We start from the raw sequence: 22,696 nt of genomic DNA, 5'->3' as shown, positions 1-22,696 counted from the left end.
GCGCGCCACCAACGCCGATGGCGTCTTCGATCTCTGCTATCGCCGACATGTTTTGTCGCAGGTCGACCTGCGACAAAACATCGTCAAATCCGTCCACCATGTCCCCGAACAGGTGTCCACCTTGTCTCCGGTCTAAACACTTCGCCAGGGAAGTGAGGAAAAGCAGTGCGCCAGGCCAGTCTTCGCGCACGACGCTCTACCGCCCCTCGGGCGTAGCCTTTGTGGCCGGCGTCGATCTGGCGACCGGCGTAGCCTCGGCCCGGGGCTTCACGATGGTCACCGATCCCGTCGGTACAACCGGCGCCACCACACGCCTCGCGCCGGGCAGGTTCTCGAGCTTGAACCCGTCTGCCTGCTGGCGAACGACGGGCACCAACACCTGCAGCTTCATGCACTGGGTCAGGTCGGCGCGGCGGAACTCGGCGCAGTTCCACAAGGCCTTGTCGAAACCATGCGCCTTGTCGCGCAGGTAGCTGAACGACATCGCGGCGACCTGCGCCTGTTGCAGTGGGAGGGCGGTCGGTACCTTGCTGCGATCGGTCCAGCCCATCACCTTGCAATAAGGCCGCTCGCCGCAGGTTCGCGTCGCGATCGCGGCATAGGCTTCGGGGAGCATGCGCGGATCGAGCGCGACGAGGAAGCTGTTATTGTCGCCGCCCGCCAGCGGCGAGACCGACGGCGTGACGGCGGTCCCCTCGGCGGTCGCCACCGCTGCCTCGACCAGCGCGGCACCCGTCTTGTGCGCGTCGGACAGCGGCGCCAGCGCCGCGATCACCGGTTCGTCGGCGGAAACGGCATGGACGAAAGCGGGCGGCGTGCCCCACCAGCCGGTCCAGCGGAAGAAGAGATGGGTGTGGACCGCGACGATCTTGTCGAGGCTGGACTGCCAATATGGCACCACCCAATCGGTATGATAGTGCGTCGCATAGCCGACCGGTCGGAACACCGCGCCGTTGAGCACCTGGTCGGCCAGCTGCCGTGCCCTGACCCAGGCCGCGTCGGCGAAGCGATGGCGGGTCATCGCATTGTCGCAGGTGAAACTGAACTGGCAACCCGTGCTCCGCTCCGATCCCTGGAACACCACCCCGCAGATCGTCTTGGGAAAGGCCGGATGGCGCGCGCGGTTGATCACCACCTGCGCGACCGCACGTTGCCCGACCGCATCGTCGCCGGCCTCGTAAAGCATCGCCACGGCGAGGCAGTCGCGCGCGCGGGCGCGTTGCTCGTCGCTGCCGCTGAAGCGGAACGGGCGCGCCGCCGGATTGGGGCCGCCGATGAACGGGATCGACGCGTTGTAGGCGCGCGCGTCATCAAGCGACATGTCTTCGAACGCAACCGGCTCGACCGGCGGCAGCTCGGCCTTGGGCACGACACGGGCGGGTATCGGGCGAAAATGCCGGGTCGGCACGACCGGCGGCGCCCGCAGCACGATCAGCGCCGGCACGACAATCGCCGCGACGGCGATGGCCACGAGCAGCGCGCGCAAGGCGAGGCTTGGCGGGATCGATGGAATCGGCATGGGATGTGGCATCAGGTGCCGAACGCGCGGCGCGGGCAGGGGGTCAAACGAGGCTCCTGGCGATCGAATGGCGCTCTCTAGCCGATCTCACGATGAATGCGAACCCGCTGCGCCGAGTCTCGAAGTTGGACGCGCGCTCGCGCTACGGTCGCGCCGGCAGCCTGACCAACCGGGCCATCCGTGGCCCGAGTCGCGGTGGAGCGCCGGTCGCTGACACGGTTTCGGAAAAGTGCGCAATTCGGCGGTCGCGCGCGCGGTCGCGGCGCCGAGAGTCGGTGATCTTAACGGCGCCGTCTTGCGAATCCGGTCGGCAGCAGATCGCGCCGCGTGGCGCCGCGCCTCCGTCTAAAATTCGCAACGCCGGGCCGGCCTCGCGCGATGCACTTTCGTCAATAGTGCCAAGGCACAATTCGAGCGAAGCTTGAGTTACTTACCCCAAGTGCCTGTAGCTTCGCACAAATCCCACGCATCGGCGGCGCGCAGATGGCACGCACGGTCGCCCGTGGCGCAGCCCGTATAGGCCGCGCGATAATGCGCATAGCAACTTTGCGGTGGTCCCATCTGCCGGCTGACCGCTGGCACCGGCGCCTTGCTCATCACGGCGACCGCCGGCACGAGCCGCGGCGCAGACATCGATGCCGCCACCTCGGCATTGGGCTTGTGCCCGAACACGACCGGCCACAGCTGAAACAGCGCCAACGCCACGCAGCCAAAAATCATCCATTTCCGCATCGTTCACCCCCGCACCACGCCCCCGCGTGCCGGGGGCATGATATCGCAGTTCGCGCGGCGGTGCGAGGTCAGCTTTCGGGCAGGAAGTCCGGCACCGAAAGATAACGCTCGCCGGTGTCGTAGTTGAACCCGAGCACGCGCGACCCGGCTGGCAGCTCGGGCAATTTCTGCGCGATGGCGGCAAGCGTCGCGCCCGAACTGATCCCCACGAGCATCCCTTCCTCGCGCGCGGCGCGGCGTGCCATCTCCTTGGCGTTGCCGGCATCGACCTTGATCGCGCCGTCGATCGCCTGGGTGTGGAGGTTGGCGGGGACGAACCCCGCGCCGATGCCCTGGATCGGGTGCGGGCCGGGCTGTCCGCCCGAGATGACCGGCGACGCTTCCGGCTCGACCGCATAGACCTTGAGCCCCGGCCAGGCCTTTTTGAGTACCTCGGCAACGCCGGTGATGTGCCCGCCGGTGCCGACGCCAGTAATGATCACGTCGATCGGCGTGTCGGCGAAGTCCTTGAGGATTTCCTGCGCCGTCGTCCGTTGATGCACCTCGATATTGGCGGGGTTCTCGAACTGCTGCGGCATCCACGCGCCGGGCGTCTCGTCGACCAGCTGCAGCGCGCGCTCGATCGCGCCCTTCATGCCCTTTTCGCGCGGCGTCAGGTCGAAGCTCGCGCCATAGGCCAGCATCAGGCGGCGGCGCTCGATCGACATGCTCTCGGGCATGACCAGCACCAGCTTGTAGCCCTTGACCGCCGCGACCATCGCCAGGCCGACGCCGGTGTTGCCGCTGGTCGGCTCGATGATCGTGCCGCCGGGCTTGAGATGGCCGTCGCGCTCGGCGGCCTCGATCATCGCCAGCGCGATGCGGTCCTTGATCGACCCGCCGGGATTGGCGCGCTCCGACTTGATCCACACTTCGGCGTCGGGAAACAGCCGCTGGACACGGATATGGGGGGTGTTGCCGATCGTCTCGAGGATGGTGTTGGCCTTCATGACGCGGTCTCCGCTTGAGGGGGGTCGAATGTCCGGGCGGCCCGGATACCGGGAAAGAGATAGGTCCACAGGATCGTGACGACAATCGCCCCGCCGCCGCCGATCAGCACGGCACCGATCGGTCCGAACGCTGCCGCGAGAAATCCCGATTCCGCTTCGCCCAGTTCGTTGGAGGCGGAAATGGTCAATTGCGACACTGCACCGACGCGCCCGCGCTTGTCGTCGGGGGTATGGAGCTGGATCAGCGACTGGCGGATATAGACCGAGAACATGTCCGCGCCGCCGGCCACGGCCAGCGCCGCGATCCCGACCTCGAAGGCAATCGCGGGTACGATCAGGTGGGCGACCCCGAAGATGATCGTTGCCGTTCCGTAGATCATGACCGCACCGAGCATTTTCGGGCCGACATTGGTCTTCAATGGGCGCACCGAAAAGAACAGGGCGACCACCGACGCGCCGACGGCGGGTGCCGCCGCGAGCAGGCTCAGCCCCTGCGGCCCGACCTTGAAGATGTCGTGCGCGTAGATCGGCAGCAGCGCGCTGGTCCCGGCGAGGAAGACCGCAAACAGGTCGAGCGTGATCGTGCCGAAGACGAGCTTGTTCTGCCAGACATAAGCAAGGCCATCGATGATCTGTCGCACGGGATGCGCGCTCGAGCGCGGCGGCTGCGCGACCTTGCCGATCAGCATCATGCAGAACAGTGCCGTCCCGAACAGGCCGACCGCCAGCCAATAGGCACCCGAGGGCGCATGGGCATAGGCGAAGCCGCCGATCGCCGGGCCGATGATCGTGCCGACCTGCCAAGAGATCGAGCTCAACGCGATCGCCGTCGGCAGCACCTCGCGCGGGACGAGATTGGGTGCGAGCGCCGAAAAGGCCGGGCCGGCAAAGGCGCGCGCCAGCCCGAGCAGGATCGCGACGCCGAACAATACCGGCAGCGTGATCCATCCCTGGAACGTCGCCAGCGCGAGAATCAGCGCGCAGATGAGCTGCAACGCCACCGTCGCCCGCGCGATCATCCGGCGATCGAAGCGGTCGGCGACCCAGCCGGTGAGCGGTGTCGTGACGAACAGCGGTATGAACTGCAGTAGCCCGATCAGGCCGAGCTGCGCGGCTGCCGCGCTCGGGCTCATCGTCTGGCGGGCAATGGTATAGACCTGCCAGCCGATGACGATGATCATGCCGTTCTGCGCGATCGTCATGGCGAAGCGCGCCGCCCAATAGGCTCGGAAATTGGCGATGCGGAACGGGTGGGTGTCGGGGAACATCCAGCCTGCTTTAGGCGGCTGGCGGTGCGGCGGGCAATGACCTTTGCTTTCCATCGGCAAAGGCTGACTGTGCTGCGCCTCACCTCGTCACGCCGCGAGATGCAGGCTGCCGCGCTGCAAGATTGAAACCGGGCAGGGATCGGGCCTATAGGCGCGCTTTCTCCCCTACGGAAACGAGGTTTTCCCCTTGGCCAAAGCCCCTGCCAAACCCCGCTCCGCCGCGCCGGCGACGCCCAACCGCGAACGCCCGGCCGAGCCGCAGCTCTATCAGGCGTCGAAGGCCGAACTGCTCGAATTCTATCGGCAGATGCTGCTTATCCGGCGTTTCGAGGAGAAGGCCGGGCAGCTTTACGGTCTCGGGCTGATCGGCGGCTTCTGCCACCTCTATATCGGGCAGGAGGCCGTTGCCGTCGGGTTGCAGTCGGCCCTGTCCGAGAAGGACAGCGTGATCACCGGCTATCGCGACCATGGTCACATGCTATTGTGCGGCATTCCGCCGAAGGACGTCATGGCCGAACTGACCGGTCGCGCCGCGGGCATTTCGCGCGGCAAGGGCGGGTCGATGCACATGTTCAGCGTCGATCACAAATTCTATGGCGGCCACGGCATCGTCGGCGCGCAGGTGTCGCTCGGCACCGGCTTGGGCTTCGCGCACAAATATTCCGGCGATGGCGGCGTGTGTCTCGCCTATTTCGGCGATGGCGCGTCGAATCAGGGCCAGGTCTATGAAAGCTTCAACATGGCCGAGCTGTGGAAGCTGCCGGTCGTCTACGTGATCGAGAACAACCAGTACGCGATGGGCACGAGCGTCAACCGCTCGTCGGCCGAAGATCAGCTCTATCGCCGCGGCGAAAGCTTCCGCATCCCCGGTATCCAGATCGACGGCATGGACGTGCTCGCCGCGCGCGGCGCCGCGGAAGAGGCGCTCGCCTGGGTGCGTGCCGGCAAGGGACCGATCATCCTCGAGATGAAGACCTATCGCTACCGCGGCCACTCGATGTCCGACCCGGCGAAATATCGCAGCCGTGACGAGGTCCAGGCGGTGCGCGACAAGTCCGACCCGATCGAGCATTGCAAGAAGCTGCTCGAGGCCGAGGGCGTCAAGGAAGACGAACTCAAGACGATCGAACAGGAGATCAGGAAACTCGTGAACGAAGCCGCCGATTTCGCCGAAAGCACGCCCGAGCCGGAGCCCGGCGAACTCTACACCAACGTGCTGGTGGAGTCGTACTGATGGCGATCGAGATCAAGATGCCGGCGCTGTCGCCGACAATGGAAGAAGGCACGTTGGCCAAGTGGCTCGTCAAGGCGGGCGATACCGTCAAGTCGGGCGACATCATGGCCGAGATCGAAACCGACAAGGCGACGATGGAGTTCGAGGCGGTCGACGAAGGCACGATCACTGCGATTCTTGTCGCTGAAGGCACCGACAATGTGAAGGTCGGCACGGTCATCGCGACGCTCGCCGGCGATGATGAGGCCGCGTCCGCGCCGGCCGCGAAAGCAGCACCGGCGCCGGAAACACCTGCCGAGCAGAAGGTCGAGGCGACACCCGAGCCGCACAAGGTCGAGACCGGCGCGCGCCAGATGTACGATGCGGCGAAGCGCGATGGCGTGACCGATCCGGCGATTCCGGCCGGCACCGCGATGGTCAAGACGACGATCCGCGAAGCGTTGCGCGATGCGATGGCCGAGGAAATGCGCCGCGACGAACGCGTCTTCGTGATGGGCGAGGAAGTCGCGCAATATCAGGGTGCCTACAAGGTTACGCAGGGCCTGCTCGACGAGTTCGGCGAGAAGCGCGTGATCGACACGCCGATCACCGAACATGGCTTTGCCGGTGTCGGCGCGGGCGCGGCGATGGGCGGGCTGCGCCCGATCGTCGAGTTCATGACCTTCAACTTCGCCATGCAGGCGATCGATCACATCATCAACTCGGCCGCCAAGACCAATTACATGTCGGGCGGGCAGATGCGTTGCCCGATCGTGTTCCGCGGCCCCAACGGCGCGGCGAGCCGTGTCGGTGCACAGCACTCGCAGAACTACGCCCCGTGGTACGCCGCGGTCCCCGGCCTGATCGTCATCGCACCCTATGACGCGGCCGATGCCAAGGGCCTGCTCAAGGCCGCGATCCGCAGCGAGGATCCGGTCGTGTTCCTCGAGAACGAGCTGCTTTACGGTCGCAGCTTCGAGGTTCCGCAGCTCGACGACTATGTCCTGCCGATCGGCAAGGCACGGATCATGCGGGAAGGTACCGACGTCACGCTGGTCAGCTATTCGATCGGTGTCGGGCTGGCGCTCGAGGCCGCCGAGACGCTCGCCGCCGAGGGTATCGACGCCGAGGTGATCGATCTGCGCACCCTGCGTCCGCTCGACAAGACCACGGTGCTGGCATCGCTCGCCAAGACCCACCGCCTCGTCGTCGTCGAGGAAGGCTGGCCAGCCTGCTCGATCGCGTCCGAAGTCGCCGCCTTCGTGATGGAGGAGGGGTTCGACGATCTCGACGCCCCGGTGCTGCGCGTCGCCAACGAGGACGTGCCGCTGCCCTATGCCGCCAACCTCGAGAAGCTCGCGCTCATCTCGGCCGACAAGATCGTCGCGACCGTGAAGAAGGTGACCTTCCGCAGCTGATACGGTCGCGCGCTCAGCTTGTGTAGAGATTGCAGGTTGAGCGCGTCGCCGTGGGCGACGGGTTGTAGATCTGCGCGAAGTCGCGAACGTCGCGCACGATGAACGACGCGACATAGTGAATGCGCCCCGCCGGCATCAGCCAGGTGCCGGTCAACGGGCGATAGGCATAGTTGATCTCGACGAACATCACGCCCGAGCCGGACGGCGCGGTCACCATCGAACCGGCGTCGCCCATGCCGCTCGGCGCCAGCGTGCCGGCATTCCCCGGCGTGGCGTCGGTGCCGGCCGTCGTGGTCGTCGTGCCATAGCTCGAATCGTAGCCGGTGCCGCTCTTTAGGCCGATACAGCGCTGCCAGTGGATATATTGCGTGCCGGACTGGTTCTCGAGGCTCGACACGATGATCCGGCCATTGGTCGTCAGCTTGATGCCGGCACCTTGGTATCGCGCCGCCTGCAGCACGTCGTTCATGTCGACCTCGCGCAGCTGCTGCGTCGCCAGCGAACTGGATGCGCCGACGCGCGAGGCGTTGTCGGCGAGGTTGAGCGTGATCTGGCTGACCTTCATGTTCAGCAGCGCGAGGTTCGCCGTCTCGACGCCATACAGGCCGATCCCCAGCACGAGCGGCATGCCGAAGGCGAATTCGAGCAGGGCGAGACCGCTCTGGTCGCGACCAAGCCGGCGAAGGCCGGCGAGCAGTCGCGATGGCGCTCTGGCGAGGCGGTTGGCAGTCACAGTCATGTGCATATCGTCGCTGGCGTTGTCACGGTCTGGGCCGCGTAGGGCTGGTTCTTGAGCAGGGTCTGCGCGCTGATCGTGTGCGTCGACGACCAGCCGAACAGGCCGGCAACAGGGAACAGCCGCGGATAGGTGATCGTCATCGTGTACAAGGTGATGTCGTTCGCGCCGCCCTGGCCGCTGACTCCCGGATCGGAATCCCATTGGCCGTTGCCGTTCATGTCGGTGTAGCATTCACCGGCATTGCGGATGCCGTTGCCATTCGTATCGGTGAACGGTTCGGGAGCCACGGCGGTGAAGGTGTCGTAGTTCTTGCGCGACGAGACGAAGGTGGCGTTCTTGGCCACGGTCTGCACCATGGCGATGACCTTGCCGTCGATCGTCGAGGTTTGCGCTGCGCCGCCCTCGATGCCCGAATCGCGCGCGGCCTTTTGCACGGCGCCGTTGAGCACCGCCTGGTTGTATTCCTGATATAGCAGGTCGCCGAGGCCCATGATGAGCAACATCATCGCCGGGGTAATGAGCGCGAACTCGACGATCGTCGCGCCGCGACGATCGGTTGCGAGCTTGCGCGGCAGGCGCGTGGGCAAGCTCATTGCGAAACCCGCAGCATGGCGACCTTGCCGGCGATGCTCTGGAAGGCGGCGGTCAGCGCTGTATTGTTGCTGGCATAATAGGCGCTGCCCGGCGACGCACAGGTCGTGAGCTCGTTGGTCAGGGTCTGGCCAAAGCCGACGACGAAGATCTTGATGTTGCGCGCCTTGGCGGCGGCGCATTCGGCGAGGAAGCGGGCATTGTGATAATCGGTGTCGCTGGAATAGGTTCCGCCGGTCACGCGCTGATCATAATATTCCATCCCGTACATGCCGTAGATCGACGTGTTCGGCGCCATGTCGCCATCGGTCATGAAGACGATATAGCGATTGGGCGCGTTGTGGCCGGGCCAGGCTGCCGTGTCCGAGGCGAAGATGCCGGTCGGCGAAATGAGGCGCGTTCCCCAGATCATGCCGGTGTCGTGATACGTGCCGCCCTGTGCCTTGAAGTCGGTCGCGTTGACATAGTTCGAGACATCGGTGCGCGTCATCGTCGCGAGGCGCGTGGCGGGCTTGCCGCAACTGACATAGCCCGACGACATCCACGACGAATTACCGACGTTGGAATAGCTGCCATAGCCCGAGGGATCGTCGCCGTTCGGCGAATTGCTGCTGCCCGAATAATCGACCGTTCCGCTGGTCACGCCGTTGCGGAAATAAACCACGTCCTGCCACATCGGCCGCCATTTCGTGGCGTCGTTCGTCGGGACCAGATCCGGGTCGAGGTCGGAGGGCAGGCTGTTGACGTTGAAGCTGGAAGAGGCCGTCGTATCACGCTCCTCGATGCAGCCCTGCCATTTCGATGTCGCGCCGGTAATCTTGCTGGGGTCCGTGACCGACGCGCCGGTGATGAACTGGCTGACATCGAGCGGCCACTGACCGTAGCGCCACGTCGGCTGGACCGGCTGCGAGGTCGATGTACACTTGCCGCCATTCGACGACACCCATGATACCGTCACGACGGTGGCGGTGCCATTGGTCGTGTAGCCCGTCGCCGGCGTTCGTCCTGCCCGCGCGTTGCAGGTGGTTTGTGACGTGGAGGTGGTGCTCGTCACGGTCGCGAGTCCGTCGTTGGTGTCGCCGACCACCTTGCGCGTCTGGTAGTCCCAGTTCGTCACCAGATAGTTGCTCGGCAAGAGGTAGCCGACATTGACCGTGGAGGTGTAGGTGACGAAGCCGTAGCGGATATGCGAGGACGTGCTCGAGGCGCTGGTCAGCGTGTCGTAGAAACTGAGCACGGCCGAGCGCAGGCCGGAGATCTTCGAGCCCGAGGCTTCCTGCGCGTAATAGCCTGTCGTGCCGTCGGGGCGGGTATAACTCGTGGTGCCGCTGCCGCAGGTGCCCGATGTCGTGCAGGCCATCGAGCCGGTGGTGTCGAGCACGAACATGATGTCGGTGTCGGCAATGTCGTAGCGCGCCTGGCAGGTGACGGTGATGGTCTGCGAGGCGCTACCGAACATCTTCATGATCGTCATCGGGACGGTCGCGGAGGCGGTACCGCTGACCTGGCTGTCGGATGTCTTGGCCGGCGTGAAGGTCACCGCGCTGGTGTTCATCCAGCCGGCGGTGAAGTTGTTGGCGAAGAACTTGTTGGCCTGGGTCGTCGCGGTCGAATCGAGCGGCGTCGATGTGCTGGCGTCGGTCATGAACTTGCGCCCCGCCAGCGCGCCGGCGTCGCACGCCTGTTGCAGGCGGACCTTGACGACGTAGAGTCGGCCCATGTCGACGGCCGATCCCGTCAGACCGGCGAGCGGGACGAGCGAGATGGCCAGAATCGCCAGCGTGTTGCCCCGCACGTCGCCGCGCAGCGCGCTCATGAAGCCCCGCCGATCGGTGATCACTTTCGGCTTCGTGCCCGACATTCTATGGCCCCGCCCCAATCTTAGTTCCACACGAACGTAGTGCTATGGTCGCAAACTGGATAAGCGAGCTTCAAACGATATGGTTAATGACGCGGTAACGCAGGCCGGCGCGCCGCCGTCGGCAGAGGCGGCGCGCAGCGCGGAGCGCGCGCTTGCGCTTGGCTATGCACCGGGCGACGCGCGCCCGGCGATCGATGCGCTCTTCGCGCTCGACGAAGCGCTCGGCAATATCCTGCGCACAGGACGCGAACCGCTGATCAGCCAGATGCGGCTGACCTGGTGGCATGACGCGCTCACGCGCCTCGATACCGCGCCGCCGCCCGCCGAGCCGATCCTGCAGGCGCTGGCCGACGACGTTCTGCCGCGCGGCGTGTCCGGCGCCGGACTGGCGACCATGGTCGAAGGCTGGGAAGCGCTGCTCGACCCGGGCCCGGGCGACCCAGAGGGTCGTGCGCTGTTCGGCGACCGGCGCGGCGGCGCGCTGTTCGCCGCCGCCGGATCCGTACTCGGCGCGCGCGGCAATCCTCCGCTCGCGCTGGCCGGGTCGGGCTGGGCGCTCGCCGATCTCGCGCGTCACCTCGGCGACCGTGCCGCCGCCGAAGCGGCGCTGTCCGAGGCGCGGGCTATTGTGACCGGCATCTCACGGCATCGCTGGGGCGCTGAGCTGCGTGCGCTCGGCGCCCTGTCACGCCTCGCCGTGCTCGACACGGCCGTACCGCTCGATCGGCCGATCCCATCGGGGTCGCCCGGGCGCGTCGGGCGGCTGCTGTGGCATCGTCTGACCGGATATTGACCTTTCAAGGTAACAGCGGATGCGATAGCCTGACGCTACCTGTAACGGGGGTGGCGCTATGTGGCGGTATTTTGCGGGTGGTGTTGCGATATTGATGCTGGTCGGTGCCGGCATTACCTTCTTTTCTTCCCGCGGGCGCCCGGCGATCCCCTTGCTCGCCGCAGCAGCGCCCGCCGCGCAGGCGACCGCGCCTTTGCCCGACACCGTCCCCGAAGTGTCCGACAGGACGCGCGAGCAGAAGCGCTTCGACCGCTACGACAAGGACCGCAACGGCCAGGTGACGCGCGAGGAGTATCTCGCGCAGCGCCGCAAGGCCTATGCCAAGCTCGACACCAACCATGACGGCGTGCTGTCGTTCGACGAATGGGCGATCAAGGCCGAGACCAAGTTCGCGACCGCCGATGCCGACAAGTCGGGCGCGATGACGCCGACCGAGTTCGCCGCCACCGCGGTCAAGCGCAACACCCGCCCGCGTCCGAAATGCCGCCCCGACGACAAGGCGCCGGCCGAACCGGGCGCGGGCGACACCGGCGAGGACAGCTGATCAGGCCGCCAGCCACTGCGCCAGCGCTTCGCGGGCGCGGTCGGTGTACATGCGCTTGCGGTCGGCCTTTTTGGTGCGGCCCTCGATCGGCGGGAACAGGCCGAAATTGACGTTCATCGGCTGGTAGGTCGCGGCCTCGGCCGCGCCGGTGATGTGGTGCAGCAGCGCGCCGAACGCTGTCTCCACAGGCGGCGGCGCGAGCGTCTCGCCGCGCAGCTCGGCGGCGGCGAAGCGGCCGGCGAGCAGGCCGATCGCGGCGCTCTCGATATACCCCTCGCAACCGGTGATCTGCCCGGCGAAGCGGATGTTGGGCTTCGACTTGAGCCGCAAGGTCGGGTCGAGCAGCTCGGGCGAGCGGATGAAGGTGTTGCGGTGCAGCCCGCCGAGCCGCGCGAACTCGGCCTTTTCCAGCCCCGGGATGGTGCGGAACAGTTGCACCTGGTCGGCATGCTTGAGCTTGGTCTGGAAGCCGACGATGTTCCACAAGGTGCCCTGCGCATTGTCCTGGCGCAGCTGCACCACGGCATGCGGCCAGCGCCCGGTGCGCGGGTCGTCGAGGCCGACGGGCTTCATCGGGCCGAAGCGCAGCGTGTCGAGTCCGCGCTCGGCCATCACCTCGATCGGCATGCAGCCCTCGAAATAGGGCGTGTCGCGCTCCCATTCCTTGAACTCGGTCTTCTCGCCCTCGATCAGCCCGGTATGGAAGGCGAGATACTCCTCCTTCGACATCGCGCAGTTGATGTAATCCTTGCCTTCACCCTTGTTCCAGCGCGACTGGAACCACGCCGTCTCCATGTCGATGCTGTCGAAATAGACGATCGGCGCGATCGCGTCGAAAAAGGCCAGCGCATCGGCCCCGGTTGCGGCGCCGATGCTGGCGGCGAGCGGCGCGGCGGTCAGCGGGCCCGTCGCGATGATCGCGAGGCCGTCGTCGGGCAGCGTGTCCACCCGCTCGCGGACGATGGTGATGTTGGGATGCGCGGTTAGCGCCGCCGTCACGCCGGCCGAGAAGCCGTCGCGATCGACCGCCAGCGCCGAGCCGGCCGGCACGCGGTGGATGTCGCCCTCACGCAGGATCAGCGAGCCGAGCGCGCGCATCTCGGCATGGAGCAGGCCGACGGCGTTGCTCGTCGCGTCGTCGGAACGGAAGCTGTTGGAGCAGACCAGCTCGGCGAGGCCGTCGGTATGGTGCGCCGGGGTCATCTCGCCCGAGCCGCGCATTTCCGACAGGCGGACCTTGAAGCCGGCCTCGGCCAGCTGCCAGGCGGCTTCCGACCCGGCGAGGCCGCCGCCGATGATGTGGATGTCATGTGTCATGGCGCGGCTGATAGCGCTGCATGCCGGCGCTGACAAAGGTAGTGCACATGATTCACAGCCGTTTCGGCGCAAGTCGCTTGAGACGGCGGCGGTGGCGAGTATGAGAACGCCATGGCCACCATCCTGATGCACCCAGCGACTCCCGAGGCACAGACCCTCCCGCAGAATGTCGAGGCGGAAGCGGCGATGCTCGGCGCGATGATGATCGACAACCGGCTGGCCGACGATCTGCTCGACAAGCTCGAGCCCGACCACTTCTTCGAGCCGGTCCATGGCCGCATCTTCAGCGCGATCAAGACGCTGCGCTCGAACGACATGCTGGCGACGCCGGTCACGCTGCGCCCGATGTTCGAGGCCGATGAGGGCATGAAGGAGCTCGGCGGGCCGAGCTATCTCGCCCAGCTGACGGGTTCCGGCGCGGGCCTGATCGGCGCGCGGCAGTTCGCGCAGCAGATCTACGACCTGGCCATGCTGCGGACGCTGGTGACGGTCGGACGCGGGCTGGTCGACCGCGCGATGGACACCTCGGAGGAGGTCAATCCGCGCGCGCAGATCGAGGCGGCCGAGGAAGAGCTGTTCAAGGTCGCGGCCGATGGCGGCACCGAGAGCGCGATCAAGACCTTCGCCCAGGCCACCACCATGGCGGTGAAGATGGCGCAGCGCGCGCTCAATTCGGGCGGCAATTTGTCGGGCATCACGACCGGGCTCGACTCGGTCAACGCCAAGATCGGCGGCATGCACCATAGCGATCTGATGATCCTCGCCGGGCGCCCCGGCATGGGCAAGACCTCGCTCGCCACCAACATCGCCTTCAACGCCGCGCAACGCTGGATGCGCGACATGCGCGACGGCATCGCGCCGTCCGAATCGGTCGGCGCCAAGGTCGCGTTCTTCAGCCTCGAAATGTCGGCTGACCAGCTGGCGACGCGTATCCTGTCGGAACAGGCGCGCATCTCGTCCGAGGCGCTGCGCATGGGCAAGATCAGCCGCGCCGAGTTCAACCAGCTCGCCGCCGCCGCCGCCGACCTCGAAAACCTGCCGCTGTTCATCGACGATACCGCCGGCCTGACGATCGGCGCGCTGCACACCCGGATGCGCCGGTTGCAGCGCCGCCACAACAACGAGATCGGGCTGGTGGTGATCGATTACCTCCAGCTGCTGACCGGCTCGGCCAAGGCGTCGAGCGACGGACGCGTGCAGGAAATCTCCGAGATCAGCCGTGGCCTGAAGACGCTGGCCAAGGACATGAACGTGCCGGTGATGGCGCTGTCGCAGCTCAGCCGCGCGGTCGAGCAGCGCGAGGACAAGCGCCCGCAGCTGTCGGATCTGCGCGAATCGGGGTCGATCGAGCAGGACGCCGACATCGTGATGTTCGTCTATCGCGAGGATTATTATGTCGCGGCGAAGGAGCCCAAGCGCCCGGTCGAGGGCGACAGCGCCAAGATCTTCGAGGATCACGCGCAATGGGCGACCGACATGGAGCGCGTGTTCGGTCTGGCCGAGCTGATCATCGCCAAGCAGCGCCACGGCGCGACCGGCAAGGTGATCCTCAAGTTCGAGCCGAGCGTGACGCGCTTCAGCGACTTCGTCGGCTACTGAGACAGAAGCGGCGAGGTTGGATCGGCGTGGGGCGTGCCGGCAAGTAACGCGCAAGTTGGGCGTGCGGGCGGCTCCAAGTAATCGACCTATTATGACGACCATAAGGGCCCGCTTTGCTGTTCTTGGCCTGTACTTGCTCGGGGTAAGTGGCGTGTCCGATATGGGCGGAATATCCAACATCGGAATCTGACCGTCTTCGCCGGCGCGGCGATGCGTGCGCGGCGTGATTAGCTAGGCTTTATTCGACCATTTATGGGGAAGCGTGGCTTTGTTCGTAATCGCCATTGTCCGTGTCCGTCTCGCCTTCGGTCGCCGATCCAACATCCGGTGAGCGGTGTGGGGTCGAGCGGGCGCGAGTTTGGCTTGGGAGGGCAGGATGTTGAATCAATTCCTCCCCGGAACGGGGAGGGGGACCGCGAAGCAGTGGAGGGGCTGGTCGGGCAGGCGCGCGCCAGCAAAACCTCGGTCTCGTTCGGCAAACCAATCTGATATCTGATGAGGCGCGGTCTCGTTCGACCAGCCCCTCCACCGCGCTACGCGCGGTCCCCCTCCCCGTGCCGGGGAGGAGCTAAGTAGGAGAAGGCTCAGAAAACCGGTTCTTCGCCGGGTTTCTCCGGCACGTGAATGCCGCATTCGACCTTTTCCCAGCCGCGCCAGCGGCCGGCGCGGGGGTCTTCGCCGGGTTGGACCTTGGAGGTGCAGGGCGCGCAGCCGATCGAGGGGTAGCCTTCGGCCTCGAGCGGATGGCGCGGGAGCTTGTGATCCGCGAACCATGCTTCGAGCCGTGGTTTGTCCCAGTCGGCGAGCGGGTTGAGCTTCAACCGGCCCTCATCCTCCTCGAAGCGCGGCATTGCGTTGCGGGTGCCGGCCTGGAAACCCTTGCGGCCGGAGATCCACGCATCGAACGGCGCGAGCGCGCGGCGCAGTGGCTGGACCTTGCGCAGGTCGCAGCAGCCGTCGGGATCGTAGGACCAGCGCAGCCCGGTCGAATCCTTTGCGGCGAGCAGATGGGGATCGGGGCGGAAGACGCGCAGGTCGGTCAGGCCGAGCCGTTCCGACAGTTCGTCGCGATAGGCCAGGGTTTCGCCGAAAATCTTCTGTGTGTTGAGGAAGATGACCGGGATATCGCGGTCGATCTGCGAGATCAGGTGGAGCAGCACCGCGCTCTCGGCACCGAACGAAGAGACCGCTGCCACACGGCCCTTGAGTTCACCGGTCAGCAGCTCGCCGAGCATGTCGCCGGTATCGACGCCGGCAAAGCGCCGTTCCATCGCCGCCGCGTCGGCCGCCGTGAAGGCGGGCGCGGTGTCGATGACGTCGAGGCGACGCGCCGGCTCAGCCATGGCGCAATTTCCACACCGGCACGCGGCCGTCGGCGGCCGGCTGATAGACATTCTCGTAGCGTGCCAGCGCGGCGGCGAGCGTCGCCGCGTCGATCTCGGCCTCGGGCGCGAAGCTGTCGAAGCCGCAGCGCCGCATCAGCGGCACCTGGTCGACCAGCACGTCGCCGGCGGCACGCAATTCGCCGCGATAACCCCCCTCGCGCAGCACGCGCGCGGCGGAATAACCGCGGCCGTCGCGGAAAGACGGGAAGCTGACCTCGATCAGCGCGAGCTGGCCGAGATGGGGCAGGAGCGCGCGCGCGTCGTCGCCGGCCTCGATCCGCACCGAGGTGGCGTTGCTCTGCCCGGCGAGAAAGGCGTCGAGCGTGACGGCGGGCTGTTCGTCATCAGCCATAGATCGCTTCCTTGAACGGTTCGAAGCCGACGCGGCGATAGGTGTCGAGGAAACGCTCGCCCTGTTCGCGCGTGGCGAGATATTTGTCGGTGACGCGCTCGATCGCATCGACGATGCCGTCTTCGTCGAAGCCGGGGCCGGTGATCTTGCCGAGGCTGACATCCTCCGCGCCCGAGCCGCCGAGCAGCAGTTGGTAATTTTCGGTGCCCTTCCTGTCGACGCCGAGGATGCCGATGTGACCGGCATGATGGTGGCCGCAGGCATTGATGCAGCCGCTGATCTTGAGCTTGAGTTCACCGAGATCGCGCTGCCGCGCGGGCGAGGCGAAGCGCGTCGCGATCTTCTGCGCGACGGGGATCGAGCGGGCATTGGCGAGGCTGCAATAATCGAGGCCGGGGCAGGCGATGATATCGCTGATCAGGTCGAGATTGGCCTCGGCGAGGCCGGCTTCGTTGAGCGCCTGCCACACCGTGCAAAGATCGGCCTTGCGGACATGCGGCAGGACGATGTTCTGGGCATGCGTGACGCGCAGTTCGTCGAAGCTGTAGCGCTCGGCAAGGTCGGCCATCAGGTCGATCTGGTCGGCCGAGGCGTCGCCGGGGATGCCGCCGATCGGCTTGAGGCTGATGTTGACGATCGCATGGCCGGGCTGCTTGTGCGGCTTGACGTTCTGGTCGATCCACACGGCGAAATCGGGGTCGCTGCGGTCGATGTCGTCGCTTGCCGCCGCATCGAACGCCGGCGGGGCGAACATCGCGGTGATCCGCTCGAGCTCGGCGAGCGGCGGGTCGATGCCGAGCTGCTTGACCAGCGCGAACTCTTCCTCGACCTGGCGGGCATATTCGGCCGCGCCGAGCTCATGGAGCAGGATCTTGATCCGCGCCTTGTAGATATTGTCGCGCCGGCCATAGCGGTTGTAGACCCGCAGGCACGCCTCGACATAACTCAGCAGGTCGTCGGCGCCGACGAAATCCTTGATCTCGGGCGCGATCATAGGGGTACGGCCCATGCCGCCGCCGACATAGACCTTTGCCCCGAGTATGCCGTCTCGCTCGACCAGCTGGATGCCGATATCGTGCAGCCGCATCGCCGCGCGATCCTCGTCGGCGGCGATCACCGCGATCTTGAACTTGCGCGGGAGGTAGCTGAATTCGGGGTGGAAGGTGCTCCACTGGCGGAGCAACTCGGCCCAGGGGCGCGGATCGGCGACCTCGTCGGCGGCGGCGCCGGCATATTGATCCGACGAGATGTTGCGAATGCAATTGCCGCTGGTCTGGATGGCATGCATCTCAACCGTGGCGAGATCGGCGAGGATGTCGGGCGCCTCGTCGAGCTTGATCCAGTTATACTGGATGTTCTGCCGCGTGGTGAAATGGCCATAGCCGCGATCGTATTTGCGCGCGATGTGGCCGAGCATGCGCATCTGGCGCCCGTCGAGCGTGCCATAGGGCACCGCGACGCGCAGCATATAGGCGTGGAGCTGGAGATAGAGCCCGTTCATCAGCCGCAGCGGCTTGAACTGGTCCTCGGTGATCTGGCCGGCGAGGCGGCGCTTCACCTGGTCGCGAAACTCCTCGACGCGCGCGTCGACGATGCCCTGGTCGTACTGGTCGTATTTATACATCTTCTAAATCCTCCCCGGGACGGGGAGGGGGACCGCGAAGCGGTGGAGGGGCTGGTCGGGCAGGTGCACGCCAGCAAAACCCCGGTCTCGTCCGGCAAAACATTCTGTTGTCTGATGAGGCACAGTCTCGCTCGACCAGCCCCTCCACCGCGCTACGCGCGGTCCCCCTCCCCGTGCCGGGGAGGAGCGGTTGAACGCGATCATATCACCCAATCCCCGGCGGCCGGATCGGCGGGCTTCAGCGTCAAATCCGGCCGCACCGTCGGGCCGAGCGCGCGGACGCGGTCCTTGATATGGGCCGGGCGCGGGCCCTCGGGGGTGGCGGTGGCGTCGATGACATAGGCGGCGTTGACGTGACGTGCGCCTTCCTCGGCGCGGGCGATCGCCTCGCCCTGGTCGGTGACGTCGGTCGCATCCTCGACATGGCGCGACCAGCTGTTGCCGGTCCACCAGATGACGTCGCCGCTCGGCAGGTCGTTGCCGGTGAGAAGCTTCATGCCGCCATTCCTTCCGCGACGCGGGCCCAGCGGGCGAGCTTGTCCTCGGCGTCGGACAGTTCGACGACCTCGCCGACGACGATGATCGCCGGGCTGGCGACGCGCTCGCGCGCCACCATCGGCCCGAGATCGGCGAGCAGGGTGCGCATCGCGCGGCTGCCGGTCAGCGTGCCCTTTTCGAGTACCGCGACGGGCATGTCGGGCGCGACGCCGTCGGCCATCAGCTTGTCGGCGATGTCGGCGGCAGTGGCGACGCCCATATAGATGACGAGAGTGCGGCCCTGGCCGGCGAGGCCGGACCAGTCCTGCTCGGCCAGGCCCTTGCACTGGCCGGCGACGAAGCTGACCGCGCTGCTATGGTCGCGGTGGGTGAGCGGGAGCATCGCCTCGGCGGCGCAGCCGAGCGCGGCGGAGACGCCGGGAATGACCTCGACCGGCAGGCCGGCGGCGCGCACCGCCTCGACCTCTTCGCCGCCGCGCCCGAAGATGAAGGGATCGCCGCCCTTTAGCCGCACGACGACGCTGCCGGCCTTCACATGCGCGACGATCAGCGCGTTGATCGCCTCCTGCGGCAGCGTGTGGCGCGCGCGGCTCTTGGCGACCGAGATGCGCTGCGCGGCCGGCGGGGCGATATCGAGCACGCGGGGATCGATCAGCCCGTCATGAACGACGACATCGGCCGCCTTCAGCGCGGCGACGGCACGGACGGTGAGCAGGCCGGGATCGCCCGGACCCGCACCAACGAGGATGACGCGCCCGCGCGCCGTGGGATCGAGGAGACTGGCCATCCGCGGCAAATGGGCGCGGCGTGCGCTCTCGGCAACGGATGGTTGCTTTGGCGGACGGTAGCGAAACTTTTGCGCCGCCGGTCGCGCCGTGCCGCCGCTATGATTCCCGGCGCGGATGTGCCATAGCCGAAACATCGCTGGCATGGCCGCTTCGTAGGCGCCGGCGACTGAGAGACACGCCGTGCTCCCGCTTACGCTGGGGAGTGTGCTGTGTTCTCGAACGCTGTTCCTTCCGACACCGCACTGGGCCGGCCCGTCGCCGCGCTCGCTCGTCATCATCTGGAGAACAGCCCATGTCACGCGCCATGAACATCAATGCCAAGCAGTCCGACGTGATCGAGACCTGCGCCAAGCTCAAGACCCCGATCAGCGCGATCGAGCCGCTGCTGTCGGGCGGCACGCGCGTCGTGATGATGAACGGCGACGATGCCGAGATCGTGCGCAAGGCGTTCAAGTCGAAGCTGCTCGACGGCGCGGTGACACGGACGCGTTGGGTGCGGAACGGGTGATGGGGTGAGGGCTCAGGCAGCCTCTCCGATATGCGCTTGCGGACATCCGCTCCTTCGCAATCGTTCGCTATATGGCGGCACCCGCCGACGAAGAGTTGCGCGGCCCGAGCCGGGCGGCGCAACGCTATCTGAGCGGGATCTAGACTACCCAGCCAACACCAACGCCGCGATCTCCGCAATGCTGCCCACGACGAGGAGCGAGTCGCCGCCGACCAGGCCAATCTTGGTCTGGCCGTTCTCATCTGCCCGGAGATAGGCGATGTTCGCCGCGACGACAAAATAGTCGCCGCCGCGCGACTTGAGCTCGATAAACTTCATTGCGATTTCTCCTGAAGAGTGCCGCTTTACGGTCAGGGATGCTCGATCGGGTTAACGATGCCGGCCGTGAGCAGCGCAGGCTACGTCGTTATGGCGAACGGCGACGATGCCGAGGTCGTGCGCAAGGCGTTCACGTCGAAGCTGCTTGACGGCGCGGTGACGCGGATGCGCTGGGTTCGAAATGGGTGAAGGTGTAGCTGCCAACCGCGCTAGGCGAACTCATCTCGTTTTTGCTCGGGCCGCAATCGACCTACCTTCCGAGCGGCGGAATGGCAGAGGCGTGTTTCGAAGTGGCGCAGTTGCTTAGCCGCCGCTGCATCGCCCGCTCGTGCGGCTCGCCTCAGCCATTTGCGGTAGCCGATCATGTCATTGCGATTGAAGCAACTCATCGCCGCATTGTCCGCCGCGCGAGCGTCACCTTTTCGATAGGCACGATAATATAGACCTGCCGCGCTAAACGCGTCGGCGGGTGGGCCGAAGGCTTCGGCGCTGTTGTCGCTCGAGAACCAATCCGCCAATTCGATCATCGCCCCGGTGTGACCGCTGAGCGCGAGGTGCCACATTATTGGCATCCACAAACCTACTCGCCGTTCGTATCGAACCGCCAACCCTTTCAGGTAAAGTCGATCTTGGGCCGTCTCGTCGGTCAGATATTCCATTGCTCAACAATCGCACGTCAAAGCGATGTCCGCTACTGATCTCGGGTCCCGATCTCGGTGACATATCTCGTTGAGAGTGAACGAAATCTCACGCCACGCCAGGGCGCGGGCGAGATAATTGCACTGTCACCGGAACACCCGATTCGATCAGTAAATCAGGATCTTCATTGTGTCTCTCGGTAATAGATCAAGCTGGTCGTAGTCTTCGAAAGAGCCTGCGCCGGAACACGTTTTTACCATCACCGTATGGCCGTCATGAACCACAAAAAACCTTACTTTGTCCACGGGCGCGGCTCCCGCTATAAATAGGCTGGACAACACGTAGGAAAATGTACCGTTTGCAAATCGTAGCTGTTGCCCTTTACCACTCCCGCCAGCCATTTCACGCCGAGCGAAAATATTGTTCCGTTCCTTACTTCCGCGAATAATCAATTCTGTCTTTCCACCCGATCCGAACCGATAAACAAGTTGTTTCCCTTCAGTTGTAACTCGAACAGCCTTTGGTCCAATGTTGCAAACGAAGCTAAAATTCGGCTGCCCAATGGGATGAGCGGCCAAGGCGGGATAAGGCTGCAACAAAGCAGTTAAGACAATGGCGGGTTTCCAACACACTACAAGATTGTAATTGCCTTCGTCTCCTTCGACAATAAAAATTTCCAACCGTCCACGCCGCTCCGGTTGTAATGCTGGCGTTGCCCGTTAAGTGCGATGGCGGTGACAGCGTTCGAGCCGGATAGGTTTAATGTCGGTTTTGGGCGGCTCCAGGATGGCAGCTATTCTCTCGCCGGTCGTGCTGGTCGGCAACGATCTCATACGCGCGAGATGGCCCAACGCCCGCTAGTCGCGCCACTCGACAACAACGTCACCAAGCCCGGTCACCACCCGCGCCAGTCGGTCATAGTCGATCCGCTCCGGCGTATCGTTGACCGTATGGTAGAAGCGGTAGCGGAACAGTGCGGTGTCGGTGACCATCAGCGCGGGCACGCCGACCTGGGCGAACGACCAGTGATCCGACCAATCGATGCCCTGCAGGAAGCCGGGGGCGCTGCCGCCGACGCTGGGGAAGGCGGCGGTTTCGCGGAAGGCGCCGGTGATCTTGCGTACGAAGCCGCGCGACCCCGTCATCCCGGCAAAGGCGATGAAATTGCCCGTGTCGGGATACATCATGTCGAGCGGGAAGGGGTAACGCTGGCTGTGCCGGCGTTCGCTGTAATAACCCATCGTTTCCAGCGCGAGCATGCCGGCGACGCGCTCGCCGGTCTGGGCGAGATGGGTGGCGTAGACATAGCTGCCCATCTTGTGGGTCTGGAAATAGGGCGGTTCCTCGTTGACGAAGAAGACGAGGCGGAGGCGCATCGTCGCGCGGCCGTCGACCCTGCGCATGTCGCGCGCGATCTCGAGCAGTGCGGCGACGCCGCTTCCATTGTCGTTGGCGCCGGGCGCGTCATAGGCGGAATCATAATGCGCGCCGACGACCAAAGTGCGGGACTCCGCGCCGCCCGGGGTGATCATCACCTCGATGTTGCGGACGCGGTGGCCGTCGACGTCGAAGGACTGGCGGTGGACGATGTAGCCCATGCCGGTGAGCTGCCGCTCGATATAGCGCGCCGAATTCTCCAGCGCGGCGGGGTGGCCGATATTGTGCGGTTCGCTGGCGATGGCGACGACATGGTCGTGGAGGCGCGTGGCGAGGGTGTGCTCGTCCGGGGTCATCGCCGGGAGCGGGCCGTGGAAGGATTTGCCGGGGACGGCGGTCATCCAGAGCAGGGCCAGCAGCGGTGTGGTGAAGACGGCCAGCGCGGCGAGCGCGGAAAGCAGGCGGCTGAGCGTGTCGCGGGTCATATCCGTTTAGCCCCTCCCCTTCAGGCTACAGCATTCACACATCGTGGTTGCCATGTGGTTTTTGGTCTGATTCGATGTCCTTGAGAGCGGGAGGACATGATGGAGCAGACGCTGGGCCGATTTGGAGATCGGCGCCTGG

Annotated in this window: 24 protein-coding genes; 7 read left to right on the top strand and 17 right to left on the bottom strand. The window is 65.6% G+C overall.

Annotation, left to right across the window (positions count from 1 at the left end; genetic code table 11):
- Nucleotides 1-196: 196 nt before the first annotated feature.
- From U1839_RS25060 to U1839_RS25045, 4 genes are all read right to left on the bottom strand, one after another.
- Entirely contained in the window at nucleotides 197-1,531 is a 1,335-nt protein-coding gene (locus tag U1839_RS25060; protein ID WP_332806285.1) for a cell wall hydrolase, read from the bottom strand.
- Nucleotides 1,532-1,945: 414 nt separating this feature from the next.
- On the bottom strand, nucleotides 1,946-2,251 hold the full coding sequence (locus U1839_RS25055) for a hypothetical protein (RefSeq protein WP_281124790.1): 306 nt from the start codon (nucleotides 2,249-2,251) through the stop codon (nucleotides 1,946-1,948).
- Between the two features lie 68 nt (nucleotides 2,252-2,319).
- Nucleotides 2,320-3,240, bottom strand: coding sequence for a cysteine synthase A (gene cysK, locus U1839_RS25050; RefSeq protein ID WP_332806284.1), 921 nt, complete (start codon nucleotides 3,238-3,240; stop codon nucleotides 2,320-2,322).
- Entirely contained in the window at nucleotides 3,237-4,508 is a 1,272-nt protein-coding gene (locus U1839_RS25045; protein ID WP_332806283.1) for an MFS transporter, read from the bottom strand. The genes cysK and U1839_RS25045 overlap by 4 nt, the downstream gene beginning before the upstream one ends.
- Nucleotides 4,509-4,695: 187 nt before the next feature.
- Between U1839_RS25045 and pdhA the strand changes: the two genes are divergently transcribed.
- Together pdhA and U1839_RS25035 are read left to right on the top strand one after the other, a co-directional pair.
- Entirely contained in the window at nucleotides 4,696-5,742 is a 1,047-nt protein-coding gene (pdhA, locus tag U1839_RS25040) for a pyruvate dehydrogenase (acetyl-transferring) E1 component subunit alpha (RefSeq protein WP_332806282.1), read from the top strand.
- Nucleotides 5,742-7,139, top strand: a complete 1,398-nt coding sequence (locus tag U1839_RS25035) for a pyruvate dehydrogenase complex E1 component subunit beta (protein WP_332806281.1) — start codon at nucleotides 5,742-5,744, stop codon at nucleotides 7,137-7,139. The genes pdhA and U1839_RS25035 overlap by 1 nt, the downstream gene beginning before the upstream one ends.
- 13 nt (nucleotides 7,140-7,152) lie before the next feature.
- Here U1839_RS25035 and U1839_RS25030 read toward each other — a convergent pair whose 3' ends face one another.
- Genes U1839_RS25030 through U1839_RS25020 form a run of 3 tightly spaced genes read right to left on the bottom strand, consistent with a single transcriptional unit; the run spans nucleotide 7,153 to nucleotide 10,285 of the window.
- Nucleotides 7,153-7,878 (bottom strand): TadE/TadG family type IV pilus assembly protein, encoded by a 726-nt coding sequence (locus U1839_RS25030; RefSeq protein WP_332806280.1) that lies wholly within the window; start codon nucleotides 7,876-7,878, stop codon nucleotides 7,153-7,155.
- The gene (locus U1839_RS25025) at nucleotides 7,875-8,471 is read right to left on the bottom strand and encodes a TadE/TadG family type IV pilus assembly protein (RefSeq protein ID WP_332806279.1); all 597 of its coding nucleotides are present in this window, start codon (nucleotides 8,469-8,471) and stop codon (nucleotides 7,875-7,877) included. Before U1839_RS25025 ends, U1839_RS25030 begins: the two co-directional genes overlap by 4 nt.
- Nucleotides 8,468-10,285, bottom strand: coding sequence for a pilus assembly protein TadG-related protein (locus tag U1839_RS25020; RefSeq protein WP_332806278.1), 1,818 nt, complete (start codon nucleotides 10,283-10,285; stop codon nucleotides 8,468-8,470). The genes U1839_RS25025 and U1839_RS25020 overlap by 4 nt, the downstream gene beginning before the upstream one ends.
- A 124-nt stretch (nucleotides 10,286-10,409) precedes the next feature.
- Here U1839_RS25020 and U1839_RS25015 point away from each other — a divergent pair, with 124 nt between their 5' ends.
- Together U1839_RS25015 and U1839_RS25010 are read left to right on the top strand one after the other, a co-directional pair.
- A complete protein-coding gene (locus tag U1839_RS25015; protein ID WP_332806277.1) occupies nucleotides 10,410-11,123 on the top strand; it encodes a squalene/phytoene synthase family protein in 714 nt (237 codons plus the stop codon).
- Between the two features lie 58 nt (nucleotides 11,124-11,181).
- Nucleotides 11,182-11,667, top strand: a complete 486-nt coding sequence (locus tag U1839_RS25010) for an EF-hand domain-containing protein (protein WP_332806276.1) — start codon at nucleotides 11,182-11,184, stop codon at nucleotides 11,665-11,667.
- Here the strand turns inward: U1839_RS25010 and trmFO are convergent, their stop codons facing one another.
- Nucleotides 11,668-12,984, bottom strand: coding sequence for a methylenetetrahydrofolate--tRNA-(uracil(54)-C(5))-methyltransferase (FADH(2)-oxidizing) TrmFO (gene trmFO, locus U1839_RS25005; RefSeq protein WP_332806275.1), 1,317 nt, complete (start codon nucleotides 12,982-12,984; stop codon nucleotides 11,668-11,670). It lies immediately after the preceding gene.
- A gap of 111 nt (nucleotides 12,985-13,095) precedes the next feature.
- Between trmFO and U1839_RS25000 the strand changes: the two genes are divergently transcribed.
- Complete coding sequence (locus U1839_RS25000) at nucleotides 13,096-14,583, top strand: replicative DNA helicase (protein WP_443030661.1); 1,488 nt, start codon at nucleotides 13,096-13,098, stop codon at nucleotides 14,581-14,583.
- A gap of 584 nt (nucleotides 14,584-15,167) precedes the next feature.
- On the opposite strand, the gene U1839_RS24995 is transcribed toward U1839_RS25000, so the two are convergent.
- The 5 genes from U1839_RS24995 to cobA form a co-directional block, all read right to left on the bottom strand.
- Nucleotides 15,168-15,926, bottom strand: coding sequence for a phosphoadenylyl-sulfate reductase (locus tag U1839_RS24995; protein ID WP_332806274.1), 759 nt, complete (start codon nucleotides 15,924-15,926; stop codon nucleotides 15,168-15,170).
- Entirely contained in the window at nucleotides 15,919-16,320 is a 402-nt protein-coding gene (locus U1839_RS24990; RefSeq protein WP_332806273.1) for a DUF934 domain-containing protein, read from the bottom strand. The genes U1839_RS24995 and U1839_RS24990 overlap by 8 nt, the downstream gene beginning before the upstream one ends.
- On the bottom strand, nucleotides 16,313-17,944 hold the full coding sequence (locus U1839_RS24985) for a nitrite/sulfite reductase (RefSeq protein ID WP_332806272.1): 1,632 nt from the start codon (nucleotides 17,942-17,944) through the stop codon (nucleotides 16,313-16,315). Before U1839_RS24985 ends, U1839_RS24990 begins: the two co-directional genes overlap by 8 nt.
- Nucleotides 17,945-18,144: 200 nt before the next feature.
- Nucleotides 18,145-18,441, bottom strand: coding sequence for a DUF2849 domain-containing protein (locus U1839_RS24980; RefSeq protein ID WP_332806271.1), 297 nt, complete (start codon nucleotides 18,439-18,441; stop codon nucleotides 18,145-18,147).
- Nucleotides 18,438-19,229: a uroporphyrinogen-III C-methyltransferase gene (gene cobA, locus U1839_RS24975; protein WP_332806270.1), complete on the bottom strand. Its 792-nt coding sequence runs from the start codon at nucleotides 19,227-19,229 to the stop codon at nucleotides 18,438-18,440. The genes U1839_RS24980 and cobA overlap by 4 nt, the downstream gene beginning before the upstream one ends.
- A gap of 293 nt (nucleotides 19,230-19,522) precedes the next feature.
- On the opposite strand from cobA, the gene U1839_RS24970 reads away from it, so the two are divergent.
- On the top strand, nucleotides 19,523-19,738 hold the full coding sequence (locus U1839_RS24970) for a hypothetical protein (protein ID WP_281124772.1): 216 nt from the start codon (nucleotides 19,523-19,525) through the stop codon (nucleotides 19,736-19,738).
- 144 nt (nucleotides 19,739-19,882) lie between these two features.
- On the opposite strand, the gene U1839_RS24965 is transcribed toward U1839_RS24970, so the two are convergent.
- A complete protein-coding gene (locus tag U1839_RS24965) occupies nucleotides 19,883-20,056 on the bottom strand; it encodes a hypothetical protein (protein WP_281124771.1) in 174 nt (57 codons plus the stop codon).
- A 66-nt stretch (nucleotides 20,057-20,122) separates the two neighbouring features.
- On the opposite strand from U1839_RS24965, the gene U1839_RS24960 reads away from it, so the two are divergent.
- Complete coding sequence (locus tag U1839_RS24960) at nucleotides 20,123-20,245, top strand: hypothetical protein (RefSeq protein ID WP_332806269.1); 123 nt, start codon at nucleotides 20,123-20,125, stop codon at nucleotides 20,243-20,245.
- A gap of 20 nt (nucleotides 20,246-20,265) precedes the next feature.
- Here the strand turns inward: U1839_RS24960 and U1839_RS24955 are convergent, their stop codons facing one another.
- The 3 genes from U1839_RS24955 to U1839_RS24945 form a co-directional block, all read right to left on the bottom strand.
- Nucleotides 20,266-20,715, bottom strand: coding sequence for a hypothetical protein (locus U1839_RS24955; RefSeq protein ID WP_332806268.1), 450 nt, complete (start codon nucleotides 20,713-20,715; stop codon nucleotides 20,266-20,268).
- 147 nt (nucleotides 20,716-20,862) lie between these two features.
- A complete protein-coding gene (locus U1839_RS24950; RefSeq protein WP_332806267.1) occupies nucleotides 20,863-21,375 on the bottom strand; it encodes a hypothetical protein in 513 nt (170 codons plus the stop codon).
- Between the two features lie 177 nt (nucleotides 21,376-21,552).
- Entirely contained in the window at nucleotides 21,553-22,557 is a 1,005-nt protein-coding gene (locus U1839_RS24945) for a M28 family peptidase (RefSeq protein ID WP_332806266.1), read from the bottom strand.
- Nucleotides 22,558-22,696: the final 139 nt, after the last annotated feature.

This window comes from Parasphingomonas halimpatiens, assembly GCF_036663795.1.
Taxonomy (GTDB): Bacteria; Pseudomonadota; Alphaproteobacteria; order Sphingomonadales; family Sphingomonadaceae; genus Sphingomonas.
Note: the sequence above shows the minus strand (reverse complement) of the source record. Positions and strands in the feature narration are given on the sequence as shown.

Bases quoted from the DNA above. Each gene is read 5' to 3' on its own strand.
- U1839_RS25060 (WP_332806285.1), bottom strand. From the start codon at position 1,531: ATGCCACATCCCATGCCGATTCCATCGATCCCGCCAAGCCTCGCCTTG.
- U1839_RS25055 (WP_281124790.1), bottom strand. From the start codon at position 2,251: ATGCGGAAATGGATGATTTTTGGCTGCGTGGCGTTGGCGCTGTTTCAG.
- cysK (WP_332806284.1), bottom strand. From the start codon at position 3,240: ATGAAGGCCAACACCATCCTCGAGACGATCGGCAACACCCCCCATATC.
- U1839_RS25045 (WP_332806283.1), bottom strand. From the start codon at position 4,508: ATGTTCCCCGACACCCACCCGTTCCGCATCGCCAATTTCCGAGCCTAT.
- U1839_RS25035 (WP_332806281.1), top strand. From the start codon at position 5,742: ATGGCGATCGAGATCAAGATGCCGGCGCTGTCGCCGACAATGGAAGAA.
- U1839_RS25030 (WP_332806280.1), bottom strand. From the start codon at position 7,878: ATGACTGTGACTGCCAACCGCCTCGCCAGAGCGCCATCGCGACTGCTC.
- U1839_RS25025 (WP_332806279.1), bottom strand. From the start codon at position 8,471: ATGAGCTTGCCCACGCGCCTGCCGCGCAAGCTCGCAACCGATCGTCGC.
- U1839_RS25020 (WP_332806278.1), bottom strand. From the start codon at position 10,285: ATGAGCGCGCTGCGCGGCGACGTGCGGGGCAACACGCTGGCGATTCTG.
- U1839_RS25015 (WP_332806277.1), top strand. From the start codon at position 10,410: ATGGTTAATGACGCGGTAACGCAGGCCGGCGCGCCGCCGTCGGCAGAG.
- U1839_RS25010 (WP_332806276.1), top strand. From the start codon at position 11,182: ATGTGGCGGTATTTTGCGGGTGGTGTTGCGATATTGATGCTGGTCGGT.
- trmFO (WP_332806275.1), bottom strand. From the start codon at position 12,984: ATGACACATGACATCCACATCATCGGCGGCGGCCTCGCCGGGTCGGAA.
- U1839_RS25000 (WP_443030661.1), top strand. From the start codon at position 13,096: ATGGCCACCATCCTGATGCACCCAGCGACTCCCGAGGCACAGACCCTC.
- U1839_RS24995 (WP_332806274.1), bottom strand. From the start codon at position 15,926: ATGGCTGAGCCGGCGCGTCGCCTCGACGTCATCGACACCGCGCCCGCC.
- U1839_RS24990 (WP_332806273.1), bottom strand. From the start codon at position 16,320: ATGGCTGATGACGAACAGCCCGCCGTCACGCTCGACGCCTTTCTCGCC.
- U1839_RS24985 (WP_332806272.1), bottom strand. From the start codon at position 17,944: ATGTATAAATACGACCAGTACGACCAGGGCATCGTCGACGCGCGCGTC.
- U1839_RS24980 (WP_332806271.1), bottom strand. From the start codon at position 18,441: ATGAAGCTTCTCACCGGCAACGACCTGCCGAGCGGCGACGTCATCTGG.
- cobA (WP_332806270.1), bottom strand. From the start codon at position 19,229: ATGGCCAGTCTCCTCGATCCCACGGCGCGCGGGCGCGTCATCCTCGTT.
- U1839_RS24970 (WP_281124772.1), top strand. From the start codon at position 19,523: ATGTCACGCGCCATGAACATCAATGCCAAGCAGTCCGACGTGATCGAG.
- U1839_RS24965 (WP_281124771.1), bottom strand. From the start codon at position 20,056: ATGAAGTTTATCGAGCTCAAGTCGCGCGGCGGCGACTATTTTGTCGTC.
- U1839_RS24955 (WP_332806268.1), bottom strand. From the start codon at position 20,715: ATGGAATATCTGACCGACGAGACGGCCCAAGATCGACTTTACCTGAAA.
- U1839_RS24945 (WP_332806266.1), bottom strand. From the start codon at position 22,557: ATGACCCGCGACACGCTCAGCCGCCTGCTTTCCGCGCTCGCCGCGCTG.